This is a genomic window from Enterobacter cloacae complex sp. SHL022 (genome assembly GCF_049237785.1).
Taxonomy (GTDB): Bacteria; Pseudomonadota; Gammaproteobacteria; order Enterobacterales; family Enterobacteriaceae; genus Enterobacter; species Enterobacter hormaechei_C.
Genome location: NZ_JBMKJH010000003.1, coordinates 468,215 through 494,133, shown reverse-complemented (window position 1 = coordinate 494,133; position 25,919 = coordinate 468,215). Strand labels below are relative to the sequence as shown.

At 55.9% G+C, this 25,919-nt stretch carries 24 protein-coding genes and 5 tRNA genes; 18 read left to right on the top strand and 11 right to left on the bottom strand.

All coding sequences use genetic code 11. From position 1 onward, the window contains the following. The first annotated feature begins 38 nt into the window (after positions 1-38). From efp to ecnB, 3 genes are all read left to right on the top strand, one after another. Positions 39-605 (top strand): elongation factor P, encoded by a 567-nt coding sequence (gene efp, locus ACOTZD_RS09220; RefSeq protein ID WP_003855940.1) that lies wholly within the window; start codon positions 39-41, stop codon positions 603-605. Between the two features lie 57 nt (positions 606-662). Further along, entirely contained in the window at positions 663-794 is a 132-nt protein-coding gene (locus tag ACOTZD_RS09215; RefSeq protein WP_006810410.1) for an entericidin A/B family lipoprotein, read from the top strand. Between the two features lie 108 nt (positions 795-902). Continuing rightward, positions 903-1,049 (top strand): lipoprotein toxin entericidin B, encoded by a 147-nt coding sequence (ecnB, locus tag ACOTZD_RS09210; protein WP_003855942.1) that lies wholly within the window; start codon positions 903-905, stop codon positions 1,047-1,049. Between the two features lie 37 nt (positions 1,050-1,086). On the opposite strand, the gene ACOTZD_RS09205 is transcribed toward ecnB, so the two are convergent. Continuing rightward, positions 1,087-1,686: a helix-turn-helix transcriptional regulator gene (locus ACOTZD_RS09205; RefSeq protein WP_100154559.1), complete on the bottom strand. Its 600-nt coding sequence runs from the start codon at positions 1,684-1,686 to the stop codon at positions 1,087-1,089. Between the two features lie 262 nt (positions 1,687-1,948). Here ACOTZD_RS09205 and sugE point away from each other — a divergent pair, with 262 nt between their 5' ends. After that, positions 1,949-2,266, top strand: a complete 318-nt coding sequence (sugE, locus tag ACOTZD_RS09200; RefSeq protein WP_003855944.1) for a quaternary ammonium compound efflux SMR transporter SugE — start codon at positions 1,949-1,951, stop codon at positions 2,264-2,266. Here sugE and ACOTZD_RS09195 read toward each other — a convergent pair. Further along, positions 2,263-2,793: a lipocalin family protein gene (locus ACOTZD_RS09195; RefSeq protein ID WP_058662686.1), complete on the bottom strand. Its 531-nt coding sequence runs from the start codon at positions 2,791-2,793 to the stop codon at positions 2,263-2,265. The genes sugE and ACOTZD_RS09195 overlap by 4 nt on opposite strands. Before the next feature lie 158 nt (positions 2,794-2,951). Further along, positions 2,952-4,097, bottom strand: a complete 1,146-nt coding sequence (locus ACOTZD_RS09190; RefSeq protein WP_023315250.1) for a cephalosporin-hydrolyzing class C beta-lactamase ACT-16 — start codon at positions 4,095-4,097, stop codon at positions 2,952-2,954. 132 nt (positions 4,098-4,229) lie between these two features. Here ACOTZD_RS09190 and ampR point away from each other — a divergent pair, with 132 nt between their 5' ends. Beyond that, on the top strand, positions 4,230-5,105 hold the full coding sequence (gene ampR, locus ACOTZD_RS09185; RefSeq protein ID WP_003855952.1) for a LysR family transcriptional regulator AmpR: 876 nt from the start codon (positions 4,230-4,232) through the stop codon (positions 5,103-5,105). A 29-nt stretch (positions 5,106-5,134) separates the two neighbouring features. Here the strand turns inward: ampR and frdD are convergent, their stop codons facing one another. Genes frdD through frdA form a run of 4 tightly spaced genes read right to left on the bottom strand, consistent with a single transcriptional unit; the run spans position 5,135 to position 8,428 of the window. Next, positions 5,135-5,494: a fumarate reductase subunit FrdD gene (gene frdD, locus ACOTZD_RS09180; RefSeq protein ID WP_174402185.1), complete on the bottom strand. Its 360-nt coding sequence runs from the start codon at positions 5,492-5,494 to the stop codon at positions 5,135-5,137. Between the two features lie 10 nt (positions 5,495-5,504). After that, on the bottom strand, positions 5,505-5,900 hold the full coding sequence (gene frdC / locus ACOTZD_RS09175; protein ID WP_023324035.1) for a fumarate reductase subunit FrdC: 396 nt from the start codon (positions 5,898-5,900) through the stop codon (positions 5,505-5,507). A gap of 10 nt (positions 5,901-5,910) precedes the next feature. After that, positions 5,911-6,645, bottom strand: a complete 735-nt coding sequence (locus tag ACOTZD_RS09170; RefSeq protein ID WP_003855955.1) for a succinate dehydrogenase/fumarate reductase iron-sulfur subunit — start codon at positions 6,643-6,645, stop codon at positions 5,911-5,913. Beyond that, complete coding sequence (frdA, locus tag ACOTZD_RS09165; protein WP_058672825.1) at positions 6,638-8,428, bottom strand: fumarate reductase (quinol) flavoprotein subunit; 1,791 nt, start codon at positions 8,426-8,428, stop codon at positions 6,638-6,640. Before frdA ends, ACOTZD_RS09170 begins: the two co-directional genes overlap by 8 nt. A gap of 310 nt (positions 8,429-8,738) precedes the next feature. Between frdA and epmA the strand changes: the two genes are divergently transcribed. Both epmA and yjeM read left to right on the top strand, forming a co-directional pair. Then, positions 8,739-9,716 carry an elongation factor P--(R)-beta-lysine ligase gene (gene epmA / locus ACOTZD_RS09160; RefSeq protein ID WP_003855960.1) on the top strand — a complete coding sequence of 326 codons (978 nt, stop codon included), beginning with the start codon at positions 8,739-8,741 and terminating at the stop codon, positions 9,714-9,716. Between the two features lie 178 nt (positions 9,717-9,894). Beyond that, positions 9,895-11,394, top strand: coding sequence for a glutamate/gamma-aminobutyrate family transporter YjeM (gene yjeM / locus ACOTZD_RS09155; protein WP_174402186.1), 1,500 nt, complete (start codon positions 9,895-9,897; stop codon positions 11,392-11,394). A gap of 36 nt (positions 11,395-11,430) precedes the next feature. Here yjeM and mscM read toward each other — a convergent pair whose 3' ends face one another. From mscM to rsgA, 3 genes are all read right to left on the bottom strand, one after another. Next, positions 11,431-14,754 (bottom strand): miniconductance mechanosensitive channel MscM, encoded by a 3,324-nt coding sequence (mscM, locus tag ACOTZD_RS09150; protein ID WP_003855962.1) that lies wholly within the window; start codon positions 14,752-14,754, stop codon positions 11,431-11,433. 19 nt (positions 14,755-14,773) lie between these two features. Then, positions 14,774-15,742: an archaetidylserine decarboxylase gene (gene asd / locus ACOTZD_RS09145; RefSeq protein WP_003855963.1), complete on the bottom strand. Its 969-nt coding sequence runs from the start codon at positions 15,740-15,742 to the stop codon at positions 14,774-14,776. Positions 15,743-15,839: 97 nt separating this feature from the next. Continuing rightward, positions 15,840-16,892 carry a small ribosomal subunit biogenesis GTPase RsgA gene (gene rsgA, locus ACOTZD_RS09140; protein ID WP_003855964.1) on the bottom strand — a complete coding sequence of 351 codons (1,053 nt, stop codon included), beginning with the start codon at positions 16,890-16,892 and terminating at the stop codon, positions 15,840-15,842. Between the two features lie 107 nt (positions 16,893-16,999). On the opposite strand from rsgA, the gene orn reads away from it, so the two are divergent. The 6 genes from orn (at position 17,000) to ACOTZD_RS09110 (ending at position 18,301) form a co-directional block, all read left to right on the top strand. Continuing rightward, positions 17,000-17,545 carry an oligoribonuclease gene (orn, locus tag ACOTZD_RS09135; protein ID WP_003855965.1) on the top strand — a complete coding sequence of 182 codons (546 nt, stop codon included), beginning with the start codon at positions 17,000-17,002 and terminating at the stop codon, positions 17,543-17,545. 196 nt (positions 17,546-17,741) lie between these two features. Then, positions 17,742-17,817 (top strand) — tRNA-Gly (locus ACOTZD_RS09130). Between the two features lie 45 nt (positions 17,818-17,862). Continuing rightward, positions 17,863-17,938: transfer RNA gene (locus ACOTZD_RS09125), tRNA-Gly, on the top strand. A 45-nt stretch (positions 17,939-17,983) separates the two neighbouring features. Next, positions 17,984-18,059 (top strand) — tRNA-Gly (locus ACOTZD_RS09120). 45 nt (positions 18,060-18,104) lie between these two features. Then, positions 18,105-18,180 (top strand) — tRNA-Gly (locus ACOTZD_RS09115). Positions 18,181-18,225: 45 nt separating this feature from the next. Further along, positions 18,226-18,301 (top strand) — tRNA-Gly (locus ACOTZD_RS09110). Positions 18,302-18,571: 270 nt separating this feature from the next. Here the strand turns inward: ACOTZD_RS09110 and queG are convergent. After that, complete coding sequence (queG, locus tag ACOTZD_RS09105; RefSeq protein WP_174402187.1) at positions 18,572-19,711, bottom strand: tRNA epoxyqueuosine(34) reductase QueG; 1,140 nt, start codon at positions 19,709-19,711, stop codon at positions 18,572-18,574. Between queG and nnr the strand changes: the two genes are divergently transcribed. From nnr to miaA, 5 genes are read left to right on the top strand one after another with little or no spacing between them, the layout of a single operon-like run. Continuing rightward, positions 19,710-21,233, top strand: a complete 1,524-nt coding sequence (gene nnr / locus ACOTZD_RS09100) for a bifunctional ADP-dependent NAD(P)H-hydrate dehydratase/NAD(P)H-hydrate epimerase (RefSeq protein WP_174402188.1) — start codon at positions 19,710-19,712, stop codon at positions 21,231-21,233. The two genes, queG and nnr, sit on opposite strands and share 2 nt — an antisense overlap. Further along, on the top strand, positions 21,226-21,687 hold the full coding sequence (gene tsaE / locus ACOTZD_RS09095) for a tRNA (adenosine(37)-N6)-threonylcarbamoyltransferase complex ATPase subunit type 1 TsaE (RefSeq protein WP_003855970.1): 462 nt from the start codon (positions 21,226-21,228) through the stop codon (positions 21,685-21,687). Before nnr ends, tsaE begins: the two co-directional genes overlap by 8 nt. A 16-nt stretch (positions 21,688-21,703) precedes the next feature. Further along, positions 21,704-23,047 (top strand): N-acetylmuramoyl-L-alanine amidase AmiB, encoded by a 1,344-nt coding sequence (gene amiB, locus ACOTZD_RS09090; protein ID WP_023315257.1) that lies wholly within the window; start codon positions 21,704-21,706, stop codon positions 23,045-23,047. A gap of 9 nt (positions 23,048-23,056) precedes the next feature. Then, complete coding sequence (mutL, locus tag ACOTZD_RS09085; protein WP_421636267.1) at positions 23,057-24,901, top strand: DNA mismatch repair endonuclease MutL; 1,845 nt, start codon at positions 23,057-23,059, stop codon at positions 24,899-24,901. Next, positions 24,894-25,844: a tRNA (adenosine(37)-N6)-dimethylallyltransferase MiaA gene (gene miaA / locus ACOTZD_RS09080; RefSeq protein ID WP_023299133.1), complete on the top strand. Its 951-nt coding sequence runs from the start codon at positions 24,894-24,896 to the stop codon at positions 25,842-25,844. Before mutL ends, miaA begins: the two co-directional genes overlap by 8 nt. The last annotated feature ends 75 nt before the right edge of the window (positions 25,845-25,919 follow it).

Sequence of the window (25,919 nt, the reverse complement as noted above, 5' to 3'; positions counted from 1 at the left end):
TGTGGCTTAGCTACCAGTTAACAAATTTAGAGGGCCTTATGGCAACGTACTATAGCAACGATTTTCGTGCTGGTCTTAAAATCATGATGGACGGCGAACCGTACGCGGTTGAAGCCAGCGAATTCGTTAAACCAGGTAAAGGCCAGGCATTCGCACGCGTAAAGCTGCGCCGCCTGCTGACCGGTACCCGTGTTGAGAAAACCTTCAAATCTACTGACTCCGCTGAAGGCGCTGATGTTGTCGATATGAACCTGACTTACCTGTACAACGACGGTGAGTTCTGGCACTTCATGAACAACGAAACCTTCGAGCAGCTGTCTGCGGACGCAAAAGCGATTGGTGACAACGCCAAGTGGCTGCTGGATCAGGCTGAGTGCATCGTGACCCTGTGGAACGGTCAGCCTATCGCGGTTACGCCTCCGAACTTCGTTGAGCTGGAAATCGTTGAAACCGATCCAGGTCTGAAAGGTGATACCGCAGGTACTGGCGGCAAGCCTGCCACCCTGTCTACCGGCGCTGTGGTGAAAGTGCCACTGTTCGTACAGATCGGTGAAGTGATCAAAGTGGATACCCGCTCCGGCGAATACGTATCCCGCGTGAAGTAATTTACGTCATGATGTAAGGCGCAGCGCCCGCTGCGCCTGATTTTGCAGGCAGGGAAGATGAAACGTACCGTTAAAATTCTGCTTCTGTTAGCGCTCTCCAGCGCAATTCTCTCCGGTTGCAACACCGCGCGTGGCGTGGGTGAAGATATCCAGGATCTCGGCCATATCATTTCCCATGCGGCCAGCTAATTCCGTCTAATTTTCCTAAAAATTCTTCCTTTTCCGTCAAACGACAAGATCTTGTCTATTCTTAAGTTGCTATACACAAAATAACTTTGGCTATAAAAGGAAGATATTATGGTTAAGAAAACAATTGCAGCGATCTTTTCTGTTCTGGTGCTTTCTTCGGTACTGACTGCATGTAACACCACCCGTGGCGTAGGGGAAGATATCTCCGACGGTGGTAACGCGATTTCTGGCGCAGCAACTAAAGCTCAGAACTAATGAAAGCGACGGTACGGCAGGTCATTTCACCGTACCGTCAATTCTCCACTTCCTGTAGCGATAAAAACGGGGAGTAGCGCGTATCCATATGTAGCTTCATGCGGATATTGCGTTTGTACGTGTACACCGTTTTTCCGTTAATGCGCAGATTGCTGGCAATTTTCTGGTTGCTCGCGCCATCCATCCACAGGCTAAGAACTCTCTCTTCCTGACGCGTCAGTAACGGTGCTGCTATCTCCGGAAGCTCCGCGCTTGCGCATGACGTTAGCGCGTCATTTATCACCGCCGCCAGTTTTTCCAGATCGGTATTTTTGGAAAGAGAAGACCATATCGGGAACTGCGCCAGATAATCTGTCATCTCTTGCTCCTGGCCTGATTGCAGCATAATAAAAGGCAATGTTTCGCTGGCAATCAGCAGGGAGGATAGCTGCTGAAAATGATGTAAATCCTGCCGGAAGCCAGATAAATCAGCGATGACCAGCGCAGGTTTCCATTGCAGGATATGCTCTCTGGCGAGGAAAAGATTATTTACCCCGGTTACGACGAAATGACCCGAAAACAGGTCTGAATGATTGACCCAGGCTTCAAATCCCGTGCGGGTGAAGTGACAACGGTCAATCAAAAGAATTTTAAACATAAAATTTTCGCAGTCGGCTAGTGGTTTGGCTTCCTGCCATCAGAAAGCCTATCATCATAGAGAAGTCGGATGAGTCATAAATGCCTGAACTCCGTGTCTTACTGAGGCTATTTCTTGCCTTAACATGTTCAGCAGAAAAAGTTTGAAAAAAAATTCCATGCTAACCAAAATATAAGGCGCAACCTCAGCCTTGCGGGACGACCCGTAAGCGCTTCATTCATCGGGGACGGCCCCAACTTGTCGTTAAGTTAAGGAGCCTGATATGTCCTGGATCGTTCTTGTTATTGCCGGTTTGCTCGAAGTGGTATGGGCAATTGGCCTGAAATATACCCATGGTTTTACCCGCCTGACGCCCAGCGTCATCACTATCGCCGCAATGATTGTCAGTATCGTCATGTTGTCATGGGCGATGCGAAGCTTGCCAGTCGGAACGGCTTACGCTGTCTGGACGGGAATTGGCGCGGTAGGGGCTGCCATTACCGGTATTCTGCTGCTGGGGGAGTCTGCGAGCCTGGCGCGCATCGCCAGCCTCGCGTTAATCGTCGCGGGTATCATCGGGTTAAAACTCAGTACCCACTAATGCGGCTGTTTTACCCAGAGTAATTTCGTCACGTCAAACCCTTGCCGGGTCGCTATGTCCAGCATCTGCTGTTTCATTTCCGCCGGGATCGTTGGCGTGCGGGAGAGGATCCACAGATAGTTGCGATCCGGCCCACACACCAGCGCATGGCGGTACTCTCTGTCCAGCGCAATGACGTTATACCCGCCGTAGAATGGGCCGATGAAAGAGACTTTCATGGCCGCGCGGTTAGACGCGCCGGTGAAATAGGCCTGACCAACTGACTGCTGCCACATCTGGCGATCCGGGTTATAGCCGCGGTTAATGACCTGGATCCCGCCGTCATCCATCGCGCTGTAGTTGACCGTGACTTTTTCTAAGCCCCGTTCGAACTGATGGTCCATTCGGGCGATTTCATACCAGGTGCCGAGGAAGCGCTGTGCGTCGAAATTACTGACTACCGTGACGCCAGGCGGAGGAGTAGGGGAACTGCAAGCAACCACTAAAAACGCGGCTGTTACTGCGGCAATAACAGGCAGAATGCGCATAGGAGTTTCCTTACTGTTTTTTGTTAAGTGTAGATGACAGCAGGGAAAATGCGGGAGATTGTGTAGGGTGTTTTGCCGGGTGGCGGCTTCGCCTTACCCGGCCTACAAAGTTCACGCGTTGTGTAGGCCGGGTAAGCGCAGCGCCACCCGGCAATGTTTTACTGTAGCGCCTCGAGGATATGGTATGCCGCCTCAACGCGTGCCGGGTTCGGATAGCTTTTATTCGCGAGCATCACAATACCGATCTGCTTTTCAGGAATAAAGGCCACGTAGCTGCCAAACCCGCCGGTAGAACCCGTTTTATGGACCCAGGACGCTTTGACCGGGGGAGCCGGTGGATTCACTTCTGCCACGGGTAACGGCGCCAGCGCTACCTTACTGTCGCTGCCTTCGACCACCGTGTTGGCCTCCACGGGCCAGTTGAGCATCTCCCAGCCCAGACCCTGATACATTGACCCGATACGCCAGTAGCGCGACTGCGCCAGCGCGATGCCCTGCTTAAGTGAGGCATCGGCAACCTTCTCCGGCGCCATGTTTGCCATGACCCAGTTCGCCATATCCTGCACGTTGGTTTTCACGCCATAGGCTTGTGCATCCAGCATTCCCGGCGAAACGCGCACCGCTTTACCGTCACGATAGCCCCAGGCGTAATGCGCCTCTTCCGCTTTCGGAACGTTAATCCAGGTATGGTCCAGCTTGAGCGGCTTAAGGACCCGCGTCGTCATGGCCTGCTCATAGGGCATGCCAGAAGGTTTGACCGCCAGCGCACCAAAAAGACCGATGCTGGCGTTGGCGTAAAGACGCGTTGTGCCAGGCTTCCACTGCGGCTGCCAGTTTTGATAAAAGCGCAGCAGGGAGGCGTTATCCGTGACCTCATCCGGTACCTGTAGCGGCAGGCCGCCAGCGGTGTAGGTGGCGAGATCCAGCATACGAATACCCTGCCACTGCTTGCCCGTCAGCTGTGGCCAGTATCTGGTCACCGGATCGTCCAGCGAAATTTCACCGCGAGCAATGGCATCCCCACCTAAAACGCCGGTGAAGGTTTTACTTATAGAGCCCAGCTCGAACAGGGTCTGAGGCGTAACGGGTTTATTCGCCGCGATATCGGCCTTGCCAAACGTGTAATAGTGCGATTTTCCCTGATAAATAACGGCCACCGCCATGCCTGGAACAGACTGGGCTTTCATCAGCGGGGTAACCGTATTCGCGACCACCTCCGCCAGCTGTTTTTCTGACACTGGCGCGGCGAGAGCAGAGCAAGAGAGGCCCAGCAGCAGGGCGCAGCAAAGGGATTTTTTCATCATCAGTAATCTTCCGTAATAGCGAGTCAAGGGGGTGTCCGGGCCCATCAGACAGGCGTAGTCTGTTGGATTTGACTGTGCCTGACAAACGGTTAAATTTAGCATTAGCTGTTAATTTTTCTAACGGAAGAGACCATGACGCGAAGCTATCTCCCCCTCAATTCGCTTCGAGCTTTTGAAGCCGCCGCGAGACATCTCAGCTTTACGCATGCGGCCATTGAGCTGAACGTGACCCATTCAGCCATTAGCCAGCATGTGAAAACGCTGGAGCAGCACCTGAACTGTCAGCTGTTCGTTCGCGTGTCGCGCGGGCTGATGTTGACTACCGAGGGTGAAAATTTACTGCCGGTGTTGAATGATTCTTTCGATCGTATAGCCGGAATGCTGGATCGCTTCGCTAACCATCGTGCGCAGGAGAAGCTGAAAATCGGCGTGGTGGGTACATTTGCCACCGGGGTTTTATTCTCGCAGCTGGAGGATTTTCGCCGTGGCTATCCGCACATCGATCTTCAGCTTTCCACCCATAACAACCGCGTTGATCCGGCTGCCGAAGGGCTTGACTATACGATCCGCTACGGTGGCGGGGCGTGGCACGGCACCGAGGCTGAATTCCTTTGTCATGCGCCGCTCGCGCCGCTGTGTACGCCCGATATCGCCGCCAGTCTGCACAGTCCGGCCGACATCCTCAGGTTTACGCTGCTGCGCTCTTACCGACGCGATGAATGGACCGCGTGGATGCAGGCGGCCGGCGAGCATCCCCCTTCGCCAACGCACCGCGTGATGGTATTTGATTCGTCCGTGACCATGCTGGAGGCCGCTCAGGCAGGGGTGGGCATTGCCATTGCGCCTGTCGATATGTTTACCCATCTGTTAGCCAGCGAGCGCATTGTACAGCCCTTTGCGACGCAGATTGAGCTCGGCAGCTACTGGCTGACCCGATTGCAGTCCCGGGCAGAAACGCCAGCCATGCGCGAATTTTCCCGGTGGCTGGTGGAGAAGATGAAAAAGTAAAAAGCCCGCCGGATGGCGGGCCTGTTCAGTCAGATGGTGACCACGGCAATCAACGTGACGACCGTCAGAATGGTCGCCAGACCGTAGAAGATCCATTTACCGCTTGGCACATGGATTTTCAGATCGTGCATCGCATGGTGGATACGGTGCAGACCACACCACAGCGGCAGGACGATCATCAGGAAGATGAACACGCGGCCAATAAAGCTGCTCGCAAAGGCCAGTACGCGCTCATAGCTCAGCGCATCGCCCGGGAACAACCCCAGCGGCAGCATGATCCCGACCAGCAGGATAATGACCGGGGCAATAATGGCGCTCCACATGCCGCCTGCGCCAAACAGCCCCCAGAAAACCGGCTCGTCTGAACGTTTAGGATTTGGATTGATCACAGTAGTCTCCTTACCAAAACAGTGCGACAAACAGAATGACCACAGAGACAACTGCTGTCACTGCCCAGAGCCCTTTAATGACCGGCTCTGGCCCCATTTTTTCGCCTTTTACAATGATGTTCGCTGCTTTTGGCGCCAGTTCAAACCAGGTTTTGGTATGAAGCAGCGCGGCGGCGAGCACAATCAGGTTCAGTACTACGATGATTGGGTTTTGCAGGAAGCCCACAAAACTGGCCCAGGCTTCCGGGCCGTGCTTGAGGGCATACACCCCGTACATCAGTTCGAGGCTGAACCAGACCGCGGGAATTGCCGTGCCTTCACGCAGCATATAGAAGCGATAAAACGGCAGTTTTTTCCACCAGGTGGACGGCATTGGTCGCACGTAGGCTTTGCGTTTAGTCGTCATCATGCACTCCTTAGCGTGGTTTCAGGGTAGCGATAAGAAAGTCTTTCGAGCTTTCCACCTTACCCTGCTGAATGGCGGCGGCCGGGTCGACATGCTTCGGACAGACTTCGGAGCAGTAACCGACAAACGTGCAGGTCCAGACCCCGTTCTGGCTGTTCAACTGGGCCATACGTTCTTTTTTGCCGTGGTCGCGGCTGTCTTCGTTATAGCGGTGCGCCAGGGTAATGGCGGCCGGGCCGATAAACTCAGGGTTCAGGCCAAACTGTGGACAGGCGGCGTAGCACAGGCCGCAGTTGATGCAGCCGGAGAACTGATGGTATTTCGCCATCTGCGCGGGCGTCTGGGTGTTTGGCCCCTGATCCGGTGTGCGCGGGTTGCCGATGATGTACGGCTTAATCGCTTCGAGGCTTTCGATAAAGTGGGTCATGTCGACCACCAGATCGCGCTCAATCGGGAAATTGCCCAGCGCTTCAACCTTGATGCCTTTGGTGTAATCACGCAGGAAGGTTTTACACGCCAGCTTTGGCACCTTGTTGACCATCATGCCGCAGGAGCCGCAAATTGCCATGCGGCAGGACCAGCGGTAGCTCAGGTCTGGGGCCAGGTTATCTTTGATATAGCCGAGCGCATCCAGCAGGGAGGTTTGCTCGTCGTAAGGGACTTCATAGAAAGCGCTATGCGGCGCGGCGTCCACTTCCGGATTGTAGCGCACCACTTCAACTTTCAGTTTTTGCATCTCAGCCATTCGCCTTCTCCTTCTTATCGGCGGCTTCTGCTTCTGCACCGTACACGCGTTTCGCCGGTGGCAGCGTGGTGATTTTCACGTCGCTGTAGTCCAGACGGGTGGTGCCATCCGCATCGCGCCAGGCGAGAGTGTGTTTAAGGAAATTGACGTCGTCACGTTCAGTGCAGCCCTCATCCAGACGCTGGTGCGCGCCGCGGGACTCTTTACGCGCCAGGGCGGAATGGGCCATACATTCTGCGACGTTCAGGCCGTGGCCCAGTTCAATGGTATAAAGCAGATCGGTATTGAAGACGCTGGAAGTGTCGGTGATACGCACGCGCTTGAAGCGCTCCTGCAACTCCGCCAGCTTATCGACGGTTTTCTGCATCAGCTCTGGCGTACGGTAGATCCCGCAGCCTTCTTCCATCGACAGCCCCATTTCGTCGCGGATCTTCGACCAGTTTTCGTTACCTTCCTGGTTCACCAGGTCTTTCAGGCGTTTTTCGACGTCTACAACCTGCGCATCCAGCGCCGTGCTGTTAGCTTCACCTGCCGTTGCGGCACGCTCCACCGCACGTTCGCCCGCCATGCGGCCAAAGACCACCAGCTCAGCCAGCGAGTTCGAGCCCAGACGGTTTGCGCCGTGCAGACCGACGGAGGAACACTCGCCCACCGCAAACAGCCCTTTGATGCGGGTTTCGCACTGCTGATCGGTTTCGATGCCGCCCATGGTGTAGTGCGCGGTTGGACGCACCGGGATCGGTTCTTTCACCGGATCGACGCCCACATACGCTTTCGCCAGCTCGCAGATAAACGGCAGACGCTCCAGCAGTTTCTTCTCGCCGAGATGACGCAGGTCGAGATGCACCACGTCGCCGCGCGGCGTTGAGATGGTGTTGCCTTTGCGCCACTCGTGCCAGAAAGCCTGAGAGACTTTGTCGCGTGGGCCGAGTTCCATGTATTTGTTTTTCGGCTCGCCAAGCGGGGTTTCCGGACCCATGCCGTAATCCTGCAAATAGCGATAGCCGTTTTTGTTGACCAGAATTCCGCCTTCGCCGCGGCAGCCTTCCGTCATCAGTATGCCGGAGCCCGGTAGGCCGGTTGGGTGATACTGGACGAACTCCATATCACGCAGCGGGACGCCGTGGCTGAGCGCCATGCCCATACCGTCACCGGTGACGATGCCGCCGTTGGTGTTGTAGCGGTATACGCGGCCCGCGCCGCCCGTTGCCATCACCACCGCATTAGCGCGGATCTGGACAAGCGTGCCTTCCATCATGTTCATCGCCACCAGTCCGCGCGCATGACCGTCGTCGACCAGAATGTCGAGAACGAAATGTTCGTCAAAGCGCTGGATTTGTGGGAACTGGAGGGAGGTCTGGAACAGGGTGTGCAGCATGTGGAAGCCGGTCTTATCGGCGGCAAACCAGGTGCGTTCGATCTTCATGCCACCGAAGCGGCGGACGTTGACGCTCCCGTCCGGACGGCGGCTCCACGGGCATCCCCACTGTTCCAGCTGGGTCATCTCCGTTGGGCAATGATGCACGAAGTAATCAACGACATCCTGTTCGCAAAGCCAGTCGCCCCCTGCAACCGTGTCGTGGAAATGGTATTCAAAGCTGTCATGATCCTGCGCGACGGCAGCGGATCCTCCTTCTGCGGCTACCGTGTGGCTGCGCATCGGATAGACTTTTGAAATCAATGCGATTTTAGCGTTCGGATTGGCTTGTGCCGCAGCAATTGCAGCCCGTAATCCAGCCCCGCCAGCGCCTATTACGGCAAGATCGGCTTGAAAAGTTTGCACGACATTCCTCCAGATTTTTGTTTTCCCGCAACGCGATGAACTAAAGGACGTTCACCTGCCCGAACGGGCGATTGCGGAAGCGATTCCACTGCTCCTTTATGGGTAAAACAGTATAACCGCGTAGAAGGGAGGGAAATTTGACGTGTTCGATTTTTTTGCTGTTCTGTGCGGTGATTTATCATCGTGATTAATGAATGGCGTCACAGTATTTCTCTGTGCAATGAAAAGGGACTTTTACTGTGCAAAATTTGTCTCTGCCCCGGCTTACGAGTAGACTTCGTGCCCTTGTCTGAAAACGGAGAAATAACTCATGAGCGAAACGGCCACCTGGCAGCCGAGCGCATCCATTCCAAACCTGCTAAAGCGCGCAGCAATTATGGCGGAGATCCGCCGTTTCTTTGCCGACCGCGGCGTCCTGGAGGTGGAAACGCCGTGCATGAGTCAGGCGACGGTCACGGATATTCATCTGGTCCCGTTTGAAACCCGTTTTGTTGGCCCAGGCCACTCTCAGGGCATGAATCTGTATCTGATGACCAGCCCGGAATACCATATGAAGCGTCTGCTGGCGGCCGGGTGTGGTCCGGTCTATCAGCTGTGCCGTAGCTTCCGTAATGAAGAGATGGGCCGACACCATAATCCGGAATTCACCATGCTGGAGTGGTACCGCCCGCACTACGACATGTATCGTCTGATGAACGAAGTCGACGATCTGCTGCAACAGGTGCTGGATTGCGCGGAAGCTGAAACGCTCTCCTATCAGCAGGCCTTCCAGCGCCATCTGGAAATCGATCCGCTGTCGGCTGATAAAACACAGCTGCGTGAAGTGGCGGCAAAACTGGATCTGAGCAACGTGGCGGATAACGAAGAGGACCGCGACACGCTGTTGCAACTGCTGTTCACCTTTGGCGTTGAACCGCAAATTGGTAAAGATCGCCCGACGTTTGTCTATCACTTCCCGGCCAGCCAGGCCTCGCTGGCGCAGATCAGCACCGAAGATCACCGCGTGGCGGAACGGTTTGAGGTGTACTTCAAAGGCATTGAGCTGGCGAACGGTTTCCACGAGCTGACCGACGCGCGCGAACAGCAGCAGCGTTTCGAGCAGGATAACCGCAAGCGCAACGCGCGCGGTCTGCCGCAGCAGCCGATTGACACCAACCTGCTGGAAGCGCTTAAGGCCGGTTTGCCGGACTGCTCCGGCGTGGCGCTGGGTGTGGATCGTCTGGTCATGCTGGCGCTGGGTGCCGAGCAACTGGGCGATGTGATTGCCTTTACGGTCGATCGCGCCTGAAAAAATGCCGGGTGGCGCTGTCGCTTACCCGGCCTACTCGGTCATTTAACTCTGCCACATTAAAAACTGCTCTTTTCGCTATGCACGGGTCTTTTTCTTAAATTGACTCGGATAGCCACAATATTTGTCTGGTCATCTGCTACCATCCGCGCAGTTTAATTCCGTTTCGGATGGTTATATGTCTCACTCACTCAAAAAAATGACCCTTACCGGGCTCATTCTGATGATTTTTACGTCAGTCTTTGGCTTTGCCAATAGCCCGTCCGCGTTTTATCTGATGGGCTACAGCGCGACGCCGTTTTATATCGTTTCCGCTCTGTTCTTCTTTATCCCGTTTGCGCTGATGATGGCGGAGATGGGCTCGGCGTACCGGAAAGAAGAGGGTGGCATCTATTCGTGGATGAACAACGGCGTCGGCCCCCGTTACGCGTTTATCGGTACGTTCATGTGGTTTTCATCCTACGTCGTCTGGATGGTCAGCACGGCGGCCAAGGTCTGGGTGCCGTTCTCAACGTTTCTCTTCGGTGCGGATAAAACGCAGGTCTGGTCTCTGGCGGGGCTGAGCTCCACGCAGGTGGTCGGTATTCTGGCGGTGTGCTGGATGGTGGTGGTCACGCTGGTGGCCTCGAAAGGCATCAACAAAATTGCCCGTATCACTGCCGTTGGCGGTATTTCCGTGATGTGCCTGAACCTGGTGCTGCTGCTGGTCAGCATCGCCATTCTGTGCCTGAACGGCGGGCATTTCGCACAGGAAGTCAACTTCGTTTCATCGCCTAATCCGGGTTACCAGTCCGGACTGGCCATGCTCTCCTTCGTGGTGTTTGCCATCTTTGCTTACGGTGGAATTGAAGCCGTGGGCGGCCTGGTCGACAAAACCGAAAATCCGGAAAAGAACTTCGCCAAAGGCATTATCTTTGCCGCCATCGTCATATCCATTGGCTACTCACTGGCGATTTTCCTCTGGGGCGTCAGCACCAACTGGCAGCAGGTACTGAGCAATAACACTACCAACCTCGGCAACATTACCTACGTGTTGATGAAAAGCCTGGGGGTGACGCTGGGCAACGCCATGGATCTCGCGCCGGAAACGTCGGCCACCCTGGGGATCTGGTTTGCGCGGATTACCGGTTTGTCGATGTTCCTCGCCTATACTGGCGCGTTCTTCACGCTGATCTACTCGCCGCTGAAAGCGATTATTCAGGGGACGCCAAAGGCGCTGTGGCCTGCACGTATGACTCAGCTGAACGCTGCCGGTATGCCTGCCAACGCGATGTGGATGCAGTGCATGCTGGTGTGCGTGTTCATTCTGCTGGTGTCCTTCGGCGGTGATACCGCGTCGGCGTTCTATAACAAGCTGACCCTGATGGCAAACGTATCGATGACGCTTCCGTATCTGTTCCTGAGCCTGGCGTTCCCGTTCTTTAAGGCGAAGCAGGATCTGGAACGACCGTTTGTGATCTTCAAAACCCGTGCGGCGACGCTGCTGGCGACCACTGTTGTGGTGCTGGTCGTCGCGTTCGCTAACATTTTTACCGTCATTCAGCCCGTTGTTGAGGCAAATGACTGGAACAGCACGCTGTGGATGGTTGGCGGACCGATCTTCTTCTCGCTGCTGGCAATGGGGATTTATGAGCATTACCGTCGTCGCTCGACGGCCTGTGTAGCAGAAGTGGCATAAAGGATTGACCCCCTCCCGATGGGGAGGGGGAAAGGATTACAAACTTCCCGCCGGGCGCGTACGCGCCGCTGACGTCAACGTTCTTCCCGTCTTACGTCCGTCCAGCGTTTCCAGACGCATCTGGAACGGTGGGAACGGCATATCAATTCCGTGCTCGCGGAAGCCAGCCAGAATCAGCTGGTGGATCTCATGGCGCAGCGGCATACGGTGTCCCATCTCGGCGGCGTAGATACGCAGCTCGAAAATCTGGATCCCCTGCTGCAAATCAACCAGGAAGACTTCCGGCGGTGGGTTGTCGATTACCAGCGAACAGCGTTCAGCAGCCGTATACAGGATCTGCGTCACCTCTTCGCTGTTGGCATCCGACGGAGCGGGTACGGTCAGCACCACACGCGTGACGGAGTCGGACAGCGACCAGTTGATAAACTGCTCGGTGATAAATGCCTTGTTCGGGACGATGATCTCTTTACGGTCCCAGTCGCTGATGGTGGTGGCACGGGTGTTGATCCTGGTGACGCTGCCGGTGAGATCGCGGATGGTCACCGTATCACCAATTCGAATCGGCTTTTCAAACAGAATGATCAGACCAGAAACGAAGTTGGCAAAAATCTCCTGTAAACCAAAGCCCAGGCCTACGGTCAGGGCGGCAACCAGCCATTGCAGTTTTGACCATTCGATACCAATCATCGAGAAGCCGACCAGCCCACCAAACAGCATGATTAAATACTTGGTGATGGTGGTGATGGCATAGCCTGTGCCTGGGGTTAAATCCAGATGCTGCAACAGCGCCAGCTCCAGCAAGGCAGGGAAGTTACGTATCAGCTGGGTGGTGATGATCAGCACCAGAATCGCAATCAGCACGGCCCCTAAGGTGATGGGCTCCAGGCTTTCGACTCCCTGCACCGTGGATGTCACATCCCATAAAGAGATGTTCTCCAGGAAGCCAAACGCGGAGTGGATTTCTGACCACAGGTAGATCACCGACAGCAGGGCAACCAGCATCAGAATTGAGCGTACCAGCCGCAGGGACTGAGTACTTATCGCATCCAGATCCAGTTCGACGTCATCAGCGTCTGTAGTCCCTTCGGTGCTGTTGACGTGGTTTGGCTCTTCCTCACCCCGCGCGCGCTGGGCCAGAATTTCTGCGCGACGATGTTTAGCACGGTCAAACGCCAGACGACGACGCTGGATCAGCATGCCGCGGCGGATAACATGGTAGACCACCAGCAGCAGGAACCAGATGGCCACCGACGTTTCCAGTCGGGCGAGCAGCGCCTGCGACGTGGCGAGATAACCGACCGCTGCCGCCAGCATCGCCGCCAGCGGCGCGCTGAGCAGCAGGTTCCACAGCAGACGGTTTAACATGTTATCGCCGCTGCCGGTCTTGTCGAGATAGAGCGGGATCCCGGCGCGTTTCAGGCTGAGCGTCACTACCGCTAACGCCCCGCAGATCAGCATAAAGCACAGCCGTCCCAACGAGCCGGAGAACTCCCGGTCATTGAGATTATCGAACATGATCAACGCCATAATCAGCGGCACAATCAGCCCGATACTCATCAGGTAGTAACGCATCGCCCGCGCAACGCGATTACGCGGCCAGCCAAAGTGAGCGATGAACAGACCATTTGGCCGCGCAAACGTGGCGCAAATCATCACCACCCACAGCAGCGGGACGGTGGCGGTCACGCCATCGCCAATCGCGACGGCAAGCGGGTAGGGCCAGGCTTCACGCAGTCCGTATCCGAGCGTCATCCACAGCACCGGCAGCGGAGACGCGACCAGAATTGACCAGAACACCGTACGCAACGTCAGCCAGAAGTGATCCTGGGTTACTTTTCCCACTCGGGCGCTGGAGCGCTCAAGGAAACGGGTAAAGTGACGACGGGAATAAATACTGAAGCCCACCAGAATCAGCGCCCCCAGCAACGGGAAGATAGTCTCCTTGCTGGTTATCATCATTACGCTGGCGAGGCCCAGCTGGCTAAAGGTGTCCAGCGAAATGAGGCGGCGCAGATCCTGCACGATCTCAATCGGCCAGGCGAAGGTCATCGGCCGCACGTCGGACGTCCAGAAAAGGTAACGGTGCGTGGCTTCGTTGACCTCTTTCAGCGCATCCTCCAGCTGGCTATTCGAGACTTTCAGCTTGGTCAGCTCAAGGATCAGCGTATCGCCCCCCTGCAACAGGGAATTGAGCAGTTCGCGTTGGGTGCGCAGCTGCGCTTCCAGAATACGACTTTGCTCGCCGGTGAGCGGCTGTCCGTCAGCCTGACGGATCTGGCGGATTTGCGGCTGCTTGTTGAGGAGATCTTCATAATGAAGACGCTGAACACGCAGCTGCGCCATCTCCGTATCAAGCTGCTGTGGTTTTGGCATCTCTGGCAGACGGGCCACCTGCGCGCGTAACGCTTCGCCCAACAGGTTAGACGAGCCAAGCCACTGGGACTGTTCACGCAGCGTGTTGAGTGCCTGACGAACCTGAAGGGTTTGATTGGTAGCCTGACGCTGCTGCGAGGCCACCAAATCCATGCGCTGCGCCTGCTGATTCAGCGCAGCAGAAAGCTCGCGGTTAACCTTAAACTGGGCGACGATGCTGTCGGGCAGGTTAGCGCTGTTTTCGGCCAGTAACTCTGTGCTTTCCAGAGCACGTTCAGCTTCACGCTGACGCTGGCTGTTGAGTTGATTTCTCAGCGCCTGGAGATACGCATCCAGCTGCTGGCTCTGCTTCTGCGCCAGCTCGGAACGCATCCGCGACAGCTCCTGGCGGTTGTTAGCGGAAAGCTGCGCCAGCTCCAGTTCATCAACCAGGGCTTTTAGTCTGGCGGATTCCGCCTGCAACCCAAGATTTTGCGCCTGATTCTGCGGTGTGCTGCCCGTCTGCGTCCCGATGCGGCGTTCCACCTCATTTAACTGACGGCGGGCATCGGTTTGCTGCTGTGGAAGCTGACTGAGGGAATCGGCAATTTCACGCGCCCGTTCCTGCTCCTGCTGCGCCAGACGGCTTTTTTCTAGCAGCTGGCTGCTGACTTGCAGGATCTCCTGATTCAGCGCCTCGGACGTCATCCCCGCGGGGACCTGGCGTGGTTCATCGCGCAGGTTGTTTAGCTGCGAGCGCAGGGTCTGAGAGAGTTTGGGGAAATTGTCGATAACCTGTTGATACTGCTGCGCGCGCTCAAGGGAACCCTTTCGTTCCTCAAGCGCGTTCAGTGCAGACTGGAGTGACTCAACGGTCTCCGGCTGAGCGGGTTTTGCCGCTTTTGCCTGCTCCAGCTCCTGGGTTATCTGTTTGGCGTCGGGGGCCGTCGCTGCGTACGCCCCCATGCTGAGGCACCAGGCCATCAGTAATACGATAATCGGGCGCACGTCAGCGATCCTTCTGTTGTTAGCCTTCGTCTTTTTTGTCGTCAACCAGCGGGCTGGCGTCGTGCTCGGCTTTGATCTCATCTTCCGGCAACGGGGCTGGCGCAACGTCTGGTGTTGCAAAGACCTCCGTCGATACTGCCAGAGGCTGGCCGAGTTTGGTCACGGACAGGCTTTCCAGCTCGTCGACCAGGTTAACTTTGCCCGGAGCGAACAGGTTGATGACCGTTGAGCCCAGCTTGAAGCGGCCCATTTCCTGACCTTTCAGCAGGGCCACAGAACCTTCTTCTTCGCCGGCAGGCCAGGTCCAGCGCTTGATCACGCCTTCGCGTGGCGGAGTAATGGTGCCCGCCCAGACGGTTTCGATGCTGCCTACAATGGTAGCACCCACCAGAATCTGCGCCATTGGGCCAAATTCAGTATCAAACAGGCAGATGACGCGCTCGTTACGGGCAAACAGGTTAGGAACGTTTTGCGCCGTCAGGTGATTGACGGAGAACAGATCCCCCGGCACGTAGATCATCTCGCGCAGAATACCGTTACACGGCATATGCACGCGGTGGTAATCGCGCGGGGAGAGATAGGTGGTCGCGAAAGTCCCGTTACGGAACAGATCGGCCATTATGTAGTTACCGGCCAGCAGCGCTTCCAGGCTGTAGTTATGGCCTTTCGCCTGCAAAATTTTGTCGTTTTCAATTTTACCCAGCTGGCTGATCACGCCGTCCGCTGGCATCACCAGCACGTTCGGGTCGGTATTCAGCGGGCGCACTTCGTCGCGCAGCGGACGCACAAAAAATTCGTTGAAGGTACGATAGCTTGCCGTATCCGGCTTCTGCGCTTCTTTCATGTCGACCTTGTAGTATTTCACGAACAGGTCGATGACCAGTTTGGTCAGCCAGCCCGCTCGTTTGCTCGCGCCCCAGCCCGCCAGGCGAGTGAGCCACAGTTTCGGCAGAATGTATTGAAGCGAAAGTTTAAATGAGTTTAACAAGGTAGCCTCCAGGCCATTGTTTTGTCGTTCCTGATCCGGCATTACGCTGCCGGAACCTGAAAAAAGGGGACGATTTTAGCGACGCTTAGCTTAGTTGTCAGTTATCAGAATCAGAAAAGTTTTTACGCGTTTTTACCTGATCCATGCTTTCGAGAATGCGGTGGTAATTTTCGAAACGGGTTTCCGCAATTTCACCGTTCTCCACCGCTTCGCGGATGGCGCAGCCCGGATCGTTGTCATGTTTACAGTCGCGGTATTTGCAAGCGCCTAAATAGTCATGGAATTCGACAAATCCGTTAAAGATTTGTTCCGGCTCGAGGTGCCAGAGACCAAATTCACGCACGCCCGGGGAGTCAATCACATCGCCGCCGTGCGGGAAGTGATAGAGACGTGAGGCGGTGGTGGTGTGCTGGCCCAGCCCGGAGACGTCCGACACATCGTTGGTCAGGATCTCCTGCTGAAGGCCGAGCAAATTGTTAAGCAGACTGGATTTACCCACGCCGGACTGCCCTGCAAAGATGCTGATGCGGTCGGTTAGCGCATCTTCCAGCGGCTTCAGGCCGTCTTTGGTGCGGCTGGACACCATCAACACGCGATAGCCAATGTTGCGGTAAATATCCATCTGCTCATTGACAAAGGCCATGGCCTCGTCATCCAGCAGATCGATTTTATTCAGCACGATAAGCGGCTCAACCTGTAGCGTTTCGCAGGCCACCAGATAACGGTCAATAATGTTGAGTGAAAGCTCAGGCAAAATCGCCGAAACGATCACGATCTGGTTAATGTTGGCGGCAATGGGCTTCACGCCGTCGTAGAAATCCGGACGGGTCAGAACCGACGTGCGTTCATGCACGGCTTCAACGATGCCTTTAACCGTTACCCCTTCCGCCGCCTCCTTGCCCGGACGCCAGACCACGCGGTCACCGGTCACCAGGGAACGGATGGTGCGACGGATATTGCAACGGTGGATATCCCCGTCGGCAGATTCGACATCGGCGTGCATGCCGAAGCGGCTAATCACAACGCCTTCTGTCGCTTCGCCAAACAGGTTGTCGTCGTAATCGGGCTTCTCCGTAGTGGTTTTAAGACGGCGCTGGTGATTTGCATTCACGCGGCGCTGCTGCCCTTTGGAGAGTTTATTTTTACTCAATCGCGCTGGCTCCTGGTCGCCCGTAGCGGGCAAAACCTCTATGATACACTCTAATTAATACTAGTTAACCTGCTACTGCCGGTTATGCGAGAAGGGTGGAAAATAACATGAGCGCGGACGAAAACAACCTGATTTGGATCGATCTGGAGATGACCGGCCTTGATCCCGAGCGCGATCGCATTATTGAGATCGCCACACTGGTCACCGATGCCAACCTCAATATTCTGGCGGAAGGCCCAACGATTGCCGTGCACCAGTCCGATGACCAGCTTGCGCTGATGGATGAGTGGAACGTGCGTACCCATACCGGCAGCGGGCTGGTGGAACGCGTGAAGGCCAGCACCCTGGGCGACCGCGAAGCGGAGCTGGCGACGCTTGAATTTCTGAAGCAGTGGGTGCCGGCAGGAAAATCGCCTATCTGTGGCAACAGCATTGGTCAGGATCGTCGTTTCCTGTTTAAGTACATGCCGGAGCTGGAGTCCTACTTCCACTACCGCTATCTGGATGTGAGCACCCTGAAAGAGCTGGCCCGCCGCTGGAAACCGGAAATTCTCGACGGCTTCACAAAGCAGGGGACGCACCAGGCGATGGATGACATCCGTGAGTCTGTTGCGGAGCTGGCGTACTATCGCGAAAACTTTATTAAGCTCTGATTTTGCGATCCGGCGCCTTGCGTGGCCGGGTTTTTGTCGCTAAATTGTTCAGCTTGCCGATTAAATAAGCACTTGAACTGAATTTCAAAAAAATCGCTTTGAGGGGGGTTGCAGCTAAACGGATTTCTCGTATAATGCGCCTCCCGTAACGACAGAGAATTACACGTTACGACAGCAACAAAAGCAGTACAGATTTGCGGGAATAGCTCAGTTGGTAGAGCACGACCTTGCCAAGGTCGGGGTCGCGAGTTCGAGTCTCGTTTCCCGCTCCAAAATTTGAAAAGTATCGCAAGATACGCCAGCACCAGAACACCCAAGCGGGAATAGCTCAGTTGGTAGAGCACGACCTTGCCAAGGTCGGGGTCGCGAGTTCGAGTCTCGTTTCCCGCTCCAAAATTTGAAAAGTATCGCAAGATACGCCAGCACCAGAACACCCAAGCGGGAATAGCTCAGTTGGTAGAGCACGACCTTGCCAAGGTCGGGGTCGCGAGTTCGAGTCTCGTTTCCCGCTCCAAAATTTGAAAGTATCGCAAGATACGCATAGCACCAGAACACCCAAGCGGGAATAGCTCAGTTGGTAGAGCACGACCTTGCCAAGGTCGGGGTCGCGAGTTCGAGTCTCGTTTCCCGCTCCAAAATTTGAAAGTATCGCAAGATACGCATAGCACCAGAACACCCAAGCGGGAATAGCTCAGTTGGTAGAGCACGACCTTGCCAAGGTCGGGGTCGCGAGTTCGAGTCTCGTTTCCCGCTCCAAATTCTTCTTCATCTCCAGATTATCCACAGCGAAGTGCTTCGTTGGGGACGTTTTCTATTATGTCTGAAATACTCTTGTGAACAGAGTTATCCACAGAAACCGTGATAAAACCAGTCTCTACGAAATGTTAGCAGGGTGAATAATATCTTCGTAATTACCTGTAATTTATGAAGAAAATTTGATTTCAAAATGTTATTGAGATCACTTGACCTGTTTGCCAGAGCTGATGGCGCCTGAATTCTTATTTTTATTCACAGCCTGTGAATATATCACACATCCCGCGGCAGTCCTTTTTCAATCACCCTGACCAGGCGCTGTTTCTTCGGTAACTGCACTTCAACCACGCCGGCATTTCGCTTCTCAATTTGCTGCGCAATCGCCCATTCTATGTGCTCATCAAGAAGTGGGTGCTCACCTCTACGGCTTTCGAGCGCCTGAAGATTTGCCTCATCCCACGGGGCATTCCCCAGCGCAACGGCCACATTACGCAGCCAGCGCAGGTGGCCGATACGACGTATGGCGGAACCCTCCGTCACCTTCAGGAACCAGGCTTCGCTCCAGGCGAACAGTTCGATCAACTGCGGGGCATGTAACGCCTTGCGCGGACTGAAGTCTTCTTCGTCCGTCAACTGTGAATAACGGTTCCACGGACAAATCAGCTGACAGTCATCACAGCCGTAGATGCGGTTGCCAATAAGCGGACGAAACTTCTCTGGAATAGCGCCTTCCAGCTCGATAGTGAGATAAGAGATACAGCGGCGCGCATCAACGGTATACGGTTCGACAATCGCGCCCGTCGGGCAGATGGTCATACAGGCCACACAGCGACCACAACCTTCTTCCACCGGACTGTCTACCGGCAGAGGTAAATCAATCAGTAGTTCACCCAGGAAAAAGAATGAGCCCGCGTCGCGGCTTAAGATAAGTGAGTGCTTACCTGTCCAGCCGAGCCCGGCTTTTTCGGCGATCGGGCGCTCAAGAATAGGCGCAGAATCGACAAAGGGTCTAAAATTCAGCGAAACACAGTGCTGCTGAATGGTTTCCCCGAGCTTTTTTAGACGGTTGCGTAGAAGTTTATGGTAATCACGCCCCAGCGCGTATCGGCTGACGTAACCCAGCGAAGGATTTTTTAGCGTGCGCGCAAAGGCCGCGTTAGCAGGCAGATAGTTCATGCGTACGCTAATAACGCGCAGCGTACCCGGCAACAGCTCGTGGGGGCGGGCACGCATCATACCGTGACGCGCCATCCACTCCATCTCGCCGTGGTATTGTTTATCCAGCCATGCCTGGAGCTTAGGCTCACTGGCAGAGAGGTCGGTGTCAGTAATACCGACCTTCTGGAAGCCCAGTTCAGCACCCCACTGTTTTATTTTTTGCGCTAATTCATTGAGATCGAGGGGCTGTGACATGACGGACCATACTGTGAAGAAAAACCTCGCAAGTATACCACATTCCATCTGGCATGCGGATGACCTCCGTCGGGCCGAGAAAGAGGCCGCAGATAGCCTCGGCATTACCCTTTACGAACTGATGCAGCGCGCGGGCGAGGCGGCGTTTAACGTGGCGCGCACGGCTTATCCGGATGCCTCGCACTATCTGATCCTGTGCGGGCACGGCAATAACGGTGGCGATGGCTATGTGGTGGCTCGTCTTGCGGTGGCGGCGGGGCTGCGCGTCACCCTGATGGCGCTGGAGAGCGACAAGCCGCTACCGGAAGAGGCTGGCATGGCGAGAGAGGCCTGGCTGAATGCGGGGGGCATTATTCATGCGCCTGATATTATCTGGCCCGAGGATGTCGACGTGATTGTTGATGGTCTGCTGGGGACGGGACTGATGCGCGCGCCTCGCGATGACGTCGCCGCGCTGATTACGCGCGCTAATGCGCACCCCGCCCCGGTGGTAGCGCTGGATATTCCCTCCGGCCTGATGGCGCAAACCGGCGCGACGCCGGGCGTGTCGATTGAGGCGGCGCACACCGTGACCTTTATCGCCCTGAAGCCGGGGCTGCTTACCGGGAAAGCGCGGGATGTCGTGGGCACGTTACACCACAACGCCCTGGGGCTGGAAAACTGGCTGATCGGACAGGATACCCACATCACCCGCTTTGATGCCTCCCAGCTTGCACAGTGGCTACCGCCGCGTCGTCCCACCTCCCATAAGGGTGACCATGGCCGACTGCTGATTATTGGTGGCGATCATGGCACGGCAGGTGCGATTCGAATGACCGGAGAGGCCGCGTTGCGCAGCGGCGGCGGATTAATACGCGTGCTGACCCGCAGCGAAAACATTCCGCCCATTATTACCGCGCGGCCGGAGCTGATGGTCCACGAGCTTACCCCGCAGGCGATTGAAAAGGGTCTTGAGTGGGCGGACGTGGTGGTCGTTGGTCCGGGCCTGGGTCAGCAGGAGTGGGGTAAACAGGCCCTGCAAAAGGCCGAGAATTTTCGTAAACCGATGCTCTGGGATGCCGACGCGCTTAACCTTCTGGCAATAAACCCGGATAAGCGTCACAATCGCATTCTGACGCCGCACCCCGGCGAAGCCGCACGGCTGCTTAACTGTAGCGTGGCAGAAATTGAAAGCGATCGCTTACTTTCAGCCCAACGTCTGGTAAAACGTTACGGAGGTGTTGCCGTTTTGAAAGGGGCGGGAACCGTTATCGCCAGCGATGATGCGATGGGCATCGTTGATGCCGGTAATGCAGGCATGGCGAGCGGCGGCATGGGCGATGTGCTCTCTGGCATCATTGGCGCATTGCTCGGACAGAAACTTCCCCTTTATGATGCAGCCTGTGCGGGCTGCGTGGCCCACGGTACGGCGGCTGACAGGCTGGCTGCTCGTTACGGAACGCGCGGTATGCTGGCCACCGATCTTTTTTGCACGCTGCGGCGTGTTGTTAACCCGGATGTGATTGACGTAGAAAATGACTAATCGAGCGATTCCTTTACCTGATGAACAAGCCACTTTAGATCTCGGCAAGCGCGTGGCGCAGGCCTGTCAGGGGGCGACCGTCATTTATCTGTATGGTGATTTAGGCGCGGGTAAAACAACCTTCAGCCGTGGCTTTTTGCAGGCGTTAGGCCATAACGGGAACGTAAAAAGCCCGACCTACACGCTGGTGGAACCGTACACGCTTGAAAATATCATGGTGTACCACTTTGATTTATATCGTCTTGCGGACCCGGAGGAGCTGGAATTTATGGGGATCCGCGATTACTTTGCCAACGACGCCATCTGCCTGGTGGAGTGGCCGCAACAAGGTGCGGGTGTGCTGCCTGACCCGGATGTCGAAATTCACTTAGATTACCAGGCACAAGGGCGTGAGGCACGCATCAGTGCGGTTTCCTCATCAGGCTGTTCCTTACTGGCGCGTTTAGCCGGTTGAGCGTAGGGATAACGGGATGATTAATCGCGTTAAAGGTTGGGTGCTGGCTGCCACGGTCCTGCTGTGCGCGCAGGTCGGGGCGGCCAGCCTCTCGGATATTCAGGTGTCGAATGGCGATAGCCAGGCCCGCATTACGTTCAGCTTTATGGGCGATCCTGAATATGCTTTCTCACAAATCGACAGCCGCAGCGTGGCGCTCGATATTAAACAGACCGGGGTGATCCAGGGGCTGCCGCTCCAGTTCAGCGGCAACAATCTGGTGAAAAGCATCCGTTCGGGAACGCCGAAGGATACGCAGTCTCTGCGTCTGGTGGTCGATCTCACTGAAAAGGGCAAAACGAAGGCGGTTAAGCAGCAAAACGGCGCCAATTATACGGTGGTCTTTACCATTAATGCTGATGTTCCGCCGCCGCCGCCACCGCCTGCACCTGTTGTAGCAAAACGCGTGGAAGCGCCGGTTTATACCCCAAGGCCGTCTGAGCCAGCCCGTAATCCGTTTAAATCACAAAATGACCGACTTACCGCCGTGACCAGCAGCAACACGGTGACGCGTCCGGCGGTCAGCGCGCGGCGAACACCGGTCAGTGGCGACAAAGTGATTATCGCCATCGACGCCGGACACGGCGGGCAAGATCCTGGCGCGATTGGCCCGGGCGGCACGCGGGAGAAAAACGTCACTATCGCCATTGCCCGTAAGCTGCGTGCGCTTCTGAATGACGATCCGATGTTTAAAGGGGTCATGACCCGCGACGGAGATTACTTTATTTCAGTGATGGGACGCTCGGATGTGGCGCGTAAGCAAAACGCCAACTTCCTGGTGTCGATTCACGCGGATGCTGCGCCGAACCGTAACGCCACCGGCGCGTCGGTATGGGTGCTGTCGAACCGTCGAGCCAACAGTGAAATGGCGAACTGGCTTGAAGAGCACGAGAAGCAGTCTGAACTGTTAGGCGGGGCAGGCGATGTGCTGGCAAACAGCCAGGCCGATCCGTATCTCAGCCAGGCGGTACTGGATTTACAGTTCGGTCATTCTCAGCGCGTCGGGTATGATGTCGCCACTAACGTACTGAGCCAGCTGCAAAGCATTGGATCGCTGCATAAGCGTCGCCCGGAGCATGCAAGCCTTGGTGTCCTGCGTTCGCCGGATATCCCGTCGATTCTGGTAGAGACGGGCTTTATCAGTAACCATGGTGAAGAGCGTTTACTGGGAAGCGACAGCTATCAGCAGCAAATTGCCGAAGCGATTTATAACGGTCTGCGTAAATACTTTGACGCGCATCCGCTTCAGTCTGCGCCGCAGGGCGGGGCAGCCCAGACGGCAAGCGCCGCGCTGCCGGGTGAAATGACCGCGACTAATTAAGGAGAGTTCATGCCGATTCAGGTTCTACCGCCGCAGCTCGCGAACCAAATCGCCGCCGGTGAGGTGGTGGAACGCCCTGCGTCGGTGGTGAAGGAACTGGTGGAAAACAGCCTCGATGCAGGGGCGACCCGCATTGATATCGATATCGAACGCGGGGGCGCAAAGCTTATTCGCATTCGTGATAACGGCTGTGGCATCAAAAAGGACGAACTGGCGCTGGCGCTGGCGCGTCATGCCACCAGTAAAATTGCCTCACTTGACGATCTGGAAGCGATTATAAGCCTGGGTTTTCGCGGCGAAGCGCTGGCCAGTATCAGCTCCGTTTCCCGCTTAACGTTGACCTCCCGCACGGCCGACCAGCAGGAAGCCTGGCAGGCCTACGCCGAAGGGCGCGATATGGACGTCACGGTTAAACCTGCGGCGCACCCGGTAGGCACCACGCTTGAAGTGCTGGATCTCTTCTATAACACGCCCGCCCGGCGCAAGTTTATGCGAACCGAGAAGACCGAATTCGGACATATCGACGAGATCATCCGCCGCATCGCGCTGGCGCGCTTTGATGTCACCCTCAACCTCAGCCATAACGGTAAGGTGATGCGCCAGTATCGCGCGGTGGCGGAGGGTGGACAAAAGGAGCGTCGGTTGGGCGCCATCTGCGGCACACCGTTTCTGGAAAAGGCGCTGGCCATTGAGTGGCAGCATGGCGATCTGGCCCTGCGTGGCTGGGTTGCCGATCCGAACGCCAGCAGCGCCGCGTTCGCAGAAATTCAGTATTGCTACGTCAACGGCCGCATGATGCGCGACCGCCTGATTAACCACGCTATTCGACAGGCCTGCGAAGATAAGCTCGGCGCCGATCAACAGCCCGCCTTTGTGCTTTATCTGGAGATCGACCCGCACCAGGTTGACGTTAACGTGCACCCCGCCAAGCACGAGGTGCGTTTCCACCAGTCGCGCCTGGTGCATGATTTCATCTACCAGGGCGTTGCCGCTGTATTGCAGCAGCAGGCAGAGCCAGAGTTGCCGCTGGCAAAAGAAGAGCCCGCGCCGCGCCCACTGCCGGAAAACCGCGTGGCGGCCGGGCGTAACCATTTTGCCGAACCGGCGGTCGCGCGCGAGCCGGCTGCTCCACGTTTATCCCCGGCGGGCAACGCGCCGCGACCAACCGGTGCCAACTATCCCAACGCTCAGCCGGGCTACCACAAACAGCAGGGGGCGCTGTACCGCAAACTGCTGGATACGCCGGCGGTGGAGCATAAAGATCACATCACGGTTTCAACCCCCTCTCTGGATGGGCATAGCCAGAGTTTTGGTCGGGTATTGACCATTATTGCTCCCGACATGGCGTTGCTTGAACGCGAAGGTAAACTTCTGTTGCTGGCGCTTTCCGTGGCGGAGCGCTGGCTCAAACAGGCGCAGTTAACCCCGGGGGTGAATGCCGCCTGCGCGCAGCCGCTGTTGATCCCCGTTCGCCTGAAAATATCCCCTGAAGAAACAGGGGTTTTGCGGCGCGTGCAGACGCAACTGGCCGAAATGGGGATTGAAATCGTACTGGACGCGCAGCATGTGACAATTCGCGCAGTGCCTTTACCCTTACGCCAACAAAATTTACAAAACTTGATTCCTGAACTGATAGGCTACCTGGCGCAGCAAACGACGTTTGATGCCGCCGATACCGCGCAGTGGATCGCCCGCCATCTGGCCAGCGAGCATGCACCGTGGAGTATGGCGCAGGCGATTACCGTTCTGGCGGAGGTGGAGCGCCTCTGTCCACAGCTGGTGAAAGCGCCTCCAGGTGGCTTGTTACAACCTGTTGATTTACAAACGGCGATGACCGCCCTGAAACATGACTGATGTAAGTAAGGCGAGCCTGCCAAAGGCGATTTTTCTAATGGGGCCAACGGCCTCCGGTAAAACGGCATTAGCCATTGAGTTACGTAAAGTTTTGCCAGTAGAGTTGATTAGCGTTGATTCAGCCCTCATCTACCGAGGGATGGACATCGGCACGGCGAAGCCCAACGCAGACGAACTGCGTGCGGCACCGCACCGTTTACTGGATATTCTCGACCCGGCACAGGCTTACTCCGCGGCAGATTTTCGCCGCGACGCCTTAGCCGAGATGGCCGAGATTACCGCCGCGGGACGCATACCGCTGTTAGTTGGCGGCACGATGCTCTACTTTAAGGCGCTGCTGGAGGGGTTATCGCCTCTGCCATCGGCCGATCCGGAAGTGAGAGCGAAGATTGAGCGGCAGGCGGCAGAGCAGGGGTGGGACGTTTTGCACAGGCAACTGGAAGAGATTGACCCGGTTGCCGCAGCGCGGATCCACCCAAACGATCCGCAAAGGCTTTCCCGGGCACTGGAAGTTTTTTTCATTTCGGGTAAAACTTTAACGGAACTGACGCAAACGTCAGGAGACGCTCTGCCGTATCAGGTGCATCAGTTCGCCATCGCCCCGGCGAGCCGTGAACTGCTCCATCAACGAATTGAGCAGCGTTTTCATCAGATGTTGGCTTCAGATTTTGAAGCAGAAGTGCGGGCGCTTTTTGCCCGTGGAGATTTGCATACGGACATGCCTTCCATTCGTTGTGTGGGATACCGCCAGATGTGGTCGTATCTTGAAGGCGAGATTTCATACGATGAAATGGTTTATCGAGGTGTTTGCGCCACGAGACAGTTAGCGAAGCGCCAGATCACCTGGTTACGCGGTTGGGAGGGGGTTCACTGGTTAGACAGTGAAAAACCACAACAGGCGTTAAACGAAGTGATTGAGGTTATTGGTGATATCGCTGACTGAATGTGTACAATTAAGCCGTATCGTGCGCAATTTTTCAGAATCGCAAGGTTCTAAGTACAAAACAAGCATATAAGG

What these genes read in the sequence shown, in the direction of transcription:
- ACOTZD_RS09190 (WP_023315250.1), bottom strand. Translation starts at nt 4,097, where the DNA reads ATGATGAAAAAATCCCTTTGCTGCGCCCTGCTGCTGGGCCTCTCTTGC.
- mutL (WP_421636267.1), top strand. Translation starts at nt 23,057, where the DNA reads ATGCCGATTCAGGTTCTACCGCCGCAGCTCGCGAACCAAATCGCCGCC.
- queG (WP_174402187.1), bottom strand. Translation starts at nt 19,711, where the DNA reads ATGTCACAGCCCCTCGATCTCAATGAATTAGCGCAAAAAATAAAACAG.
- nnr (WP_174402188.1), top strand. Translation starts at nt 19,710, where the DNA reads ATGACGGACCATACTGTGAAGAAAAACCTCGCAAGTATACCACATTCC.
- efp (WP_003855940.1), top strand. Translation starts at nt 39, where the DNA reads ATGGCAACGTACTATAGCAACGATTTTCGTGCTGGTCTTAAAATCATG.
- orn (WP_003855965.1), top strand. Translation starts at nt 17,000, where the DNA reads ATGAGCGCGGACGAAAACAACCTGATTTGGATCGATCTGGAGATGACC.
- amiB (WP_023315257.1), top strand. Translation starts at nt 21,704, where the DNA reads ATGATTAATCGCGTTAAAGGTTGGGTGCTGGCTGCCACGGTCCTGCTG.
- miaA (WP_023299133.1), top strand. Translation starts at nt 24,894, where the DNA reads ATGACTGATGTAAGTAAGGCGAGCCTGCCAAAGGCGATTTTTCTAATG.
- epmA (WP_003855960.1), top strand. Translation starts at nt 8,739, where the DNA reads ATGAGCGAAACGGCCACCTGGCAGCCGAGCGCATCCATTCCAAACCTG.
- ampR (WP_003855952.1), top strand. Translation starts at nt 4,230, where the DNA reads ATGACGCGAAGCTATCTCCCCCTCAATTCGCTTCGAGCTTTTGAAGCC.
- ACOTZD_RS09170 (WP_003855955.1), bottom strand. Translation starts at nt 6,645, where the DNA reads ATGGCTGAGATGCAAAAACTGAAAGTTGAAGTGGTGCGCTACAATCCG.
- ACOTZD_RS09205 (WP_100154559.1), bottom strand. Translation starts at nt 1,686, where the DNA reads ATGTTTAAAATTCTTTTGATTGACCGTTGTCACTTCACCCGCACGGGA.
- ecnB (WP_003855942.1), top strand. Translation starts at nt 903, where the DNA reads ATGGTTAAGAAAACAATTGCAGCGATCTTTTCTGTTCTGGTGCTTTCT.
- ACOTZD_RS09215 (WP_006810410.1), top strand. Translation starts at nt 663, where the DNA reads ATGAAACGTACCGTTAAAATTCTGCTTCTGTTAGCGCTCTCCAGCGCA.
- sugE (WP_003855944.1), top strand. Translation starts at nt 1,949, where the DNA reads ATGTCCTGGATCGTTCTTGTTATTGCCGGTTTGCTCGAAGTGGTATGG.
- ACOTZD_RS09195 (WP_058662686.1), bottom strand. Translation starts at nt 2,793, where the DNA reads ATGCGCATTCTGCCTGTTATTGCCGCAGTAACAGCCGCGTTTTTAGTG.
- yjeM (WP_174402186.1), top strand. Translation starts at nt 9,895, where the DNA reads ATGTCTCACTCACTCAAAAAAATGACCCTTACCGGGCTCATTCTGATG.
- tsaE (WP_003855970.1), top strand. Translation starts at nt 21,226, where the DNA reads ATGACTAATCGAGCGATTCCTTTACCTGATGAACAAGCCACTTTAGAT.
- frdC (WP_023324035.1), bottom strand. Translation starts at nt 5,900, where the DNA reads ATGACGACTAAACGCAAAGCCTACGTGCGACCAATGCCGTCCACCTGG.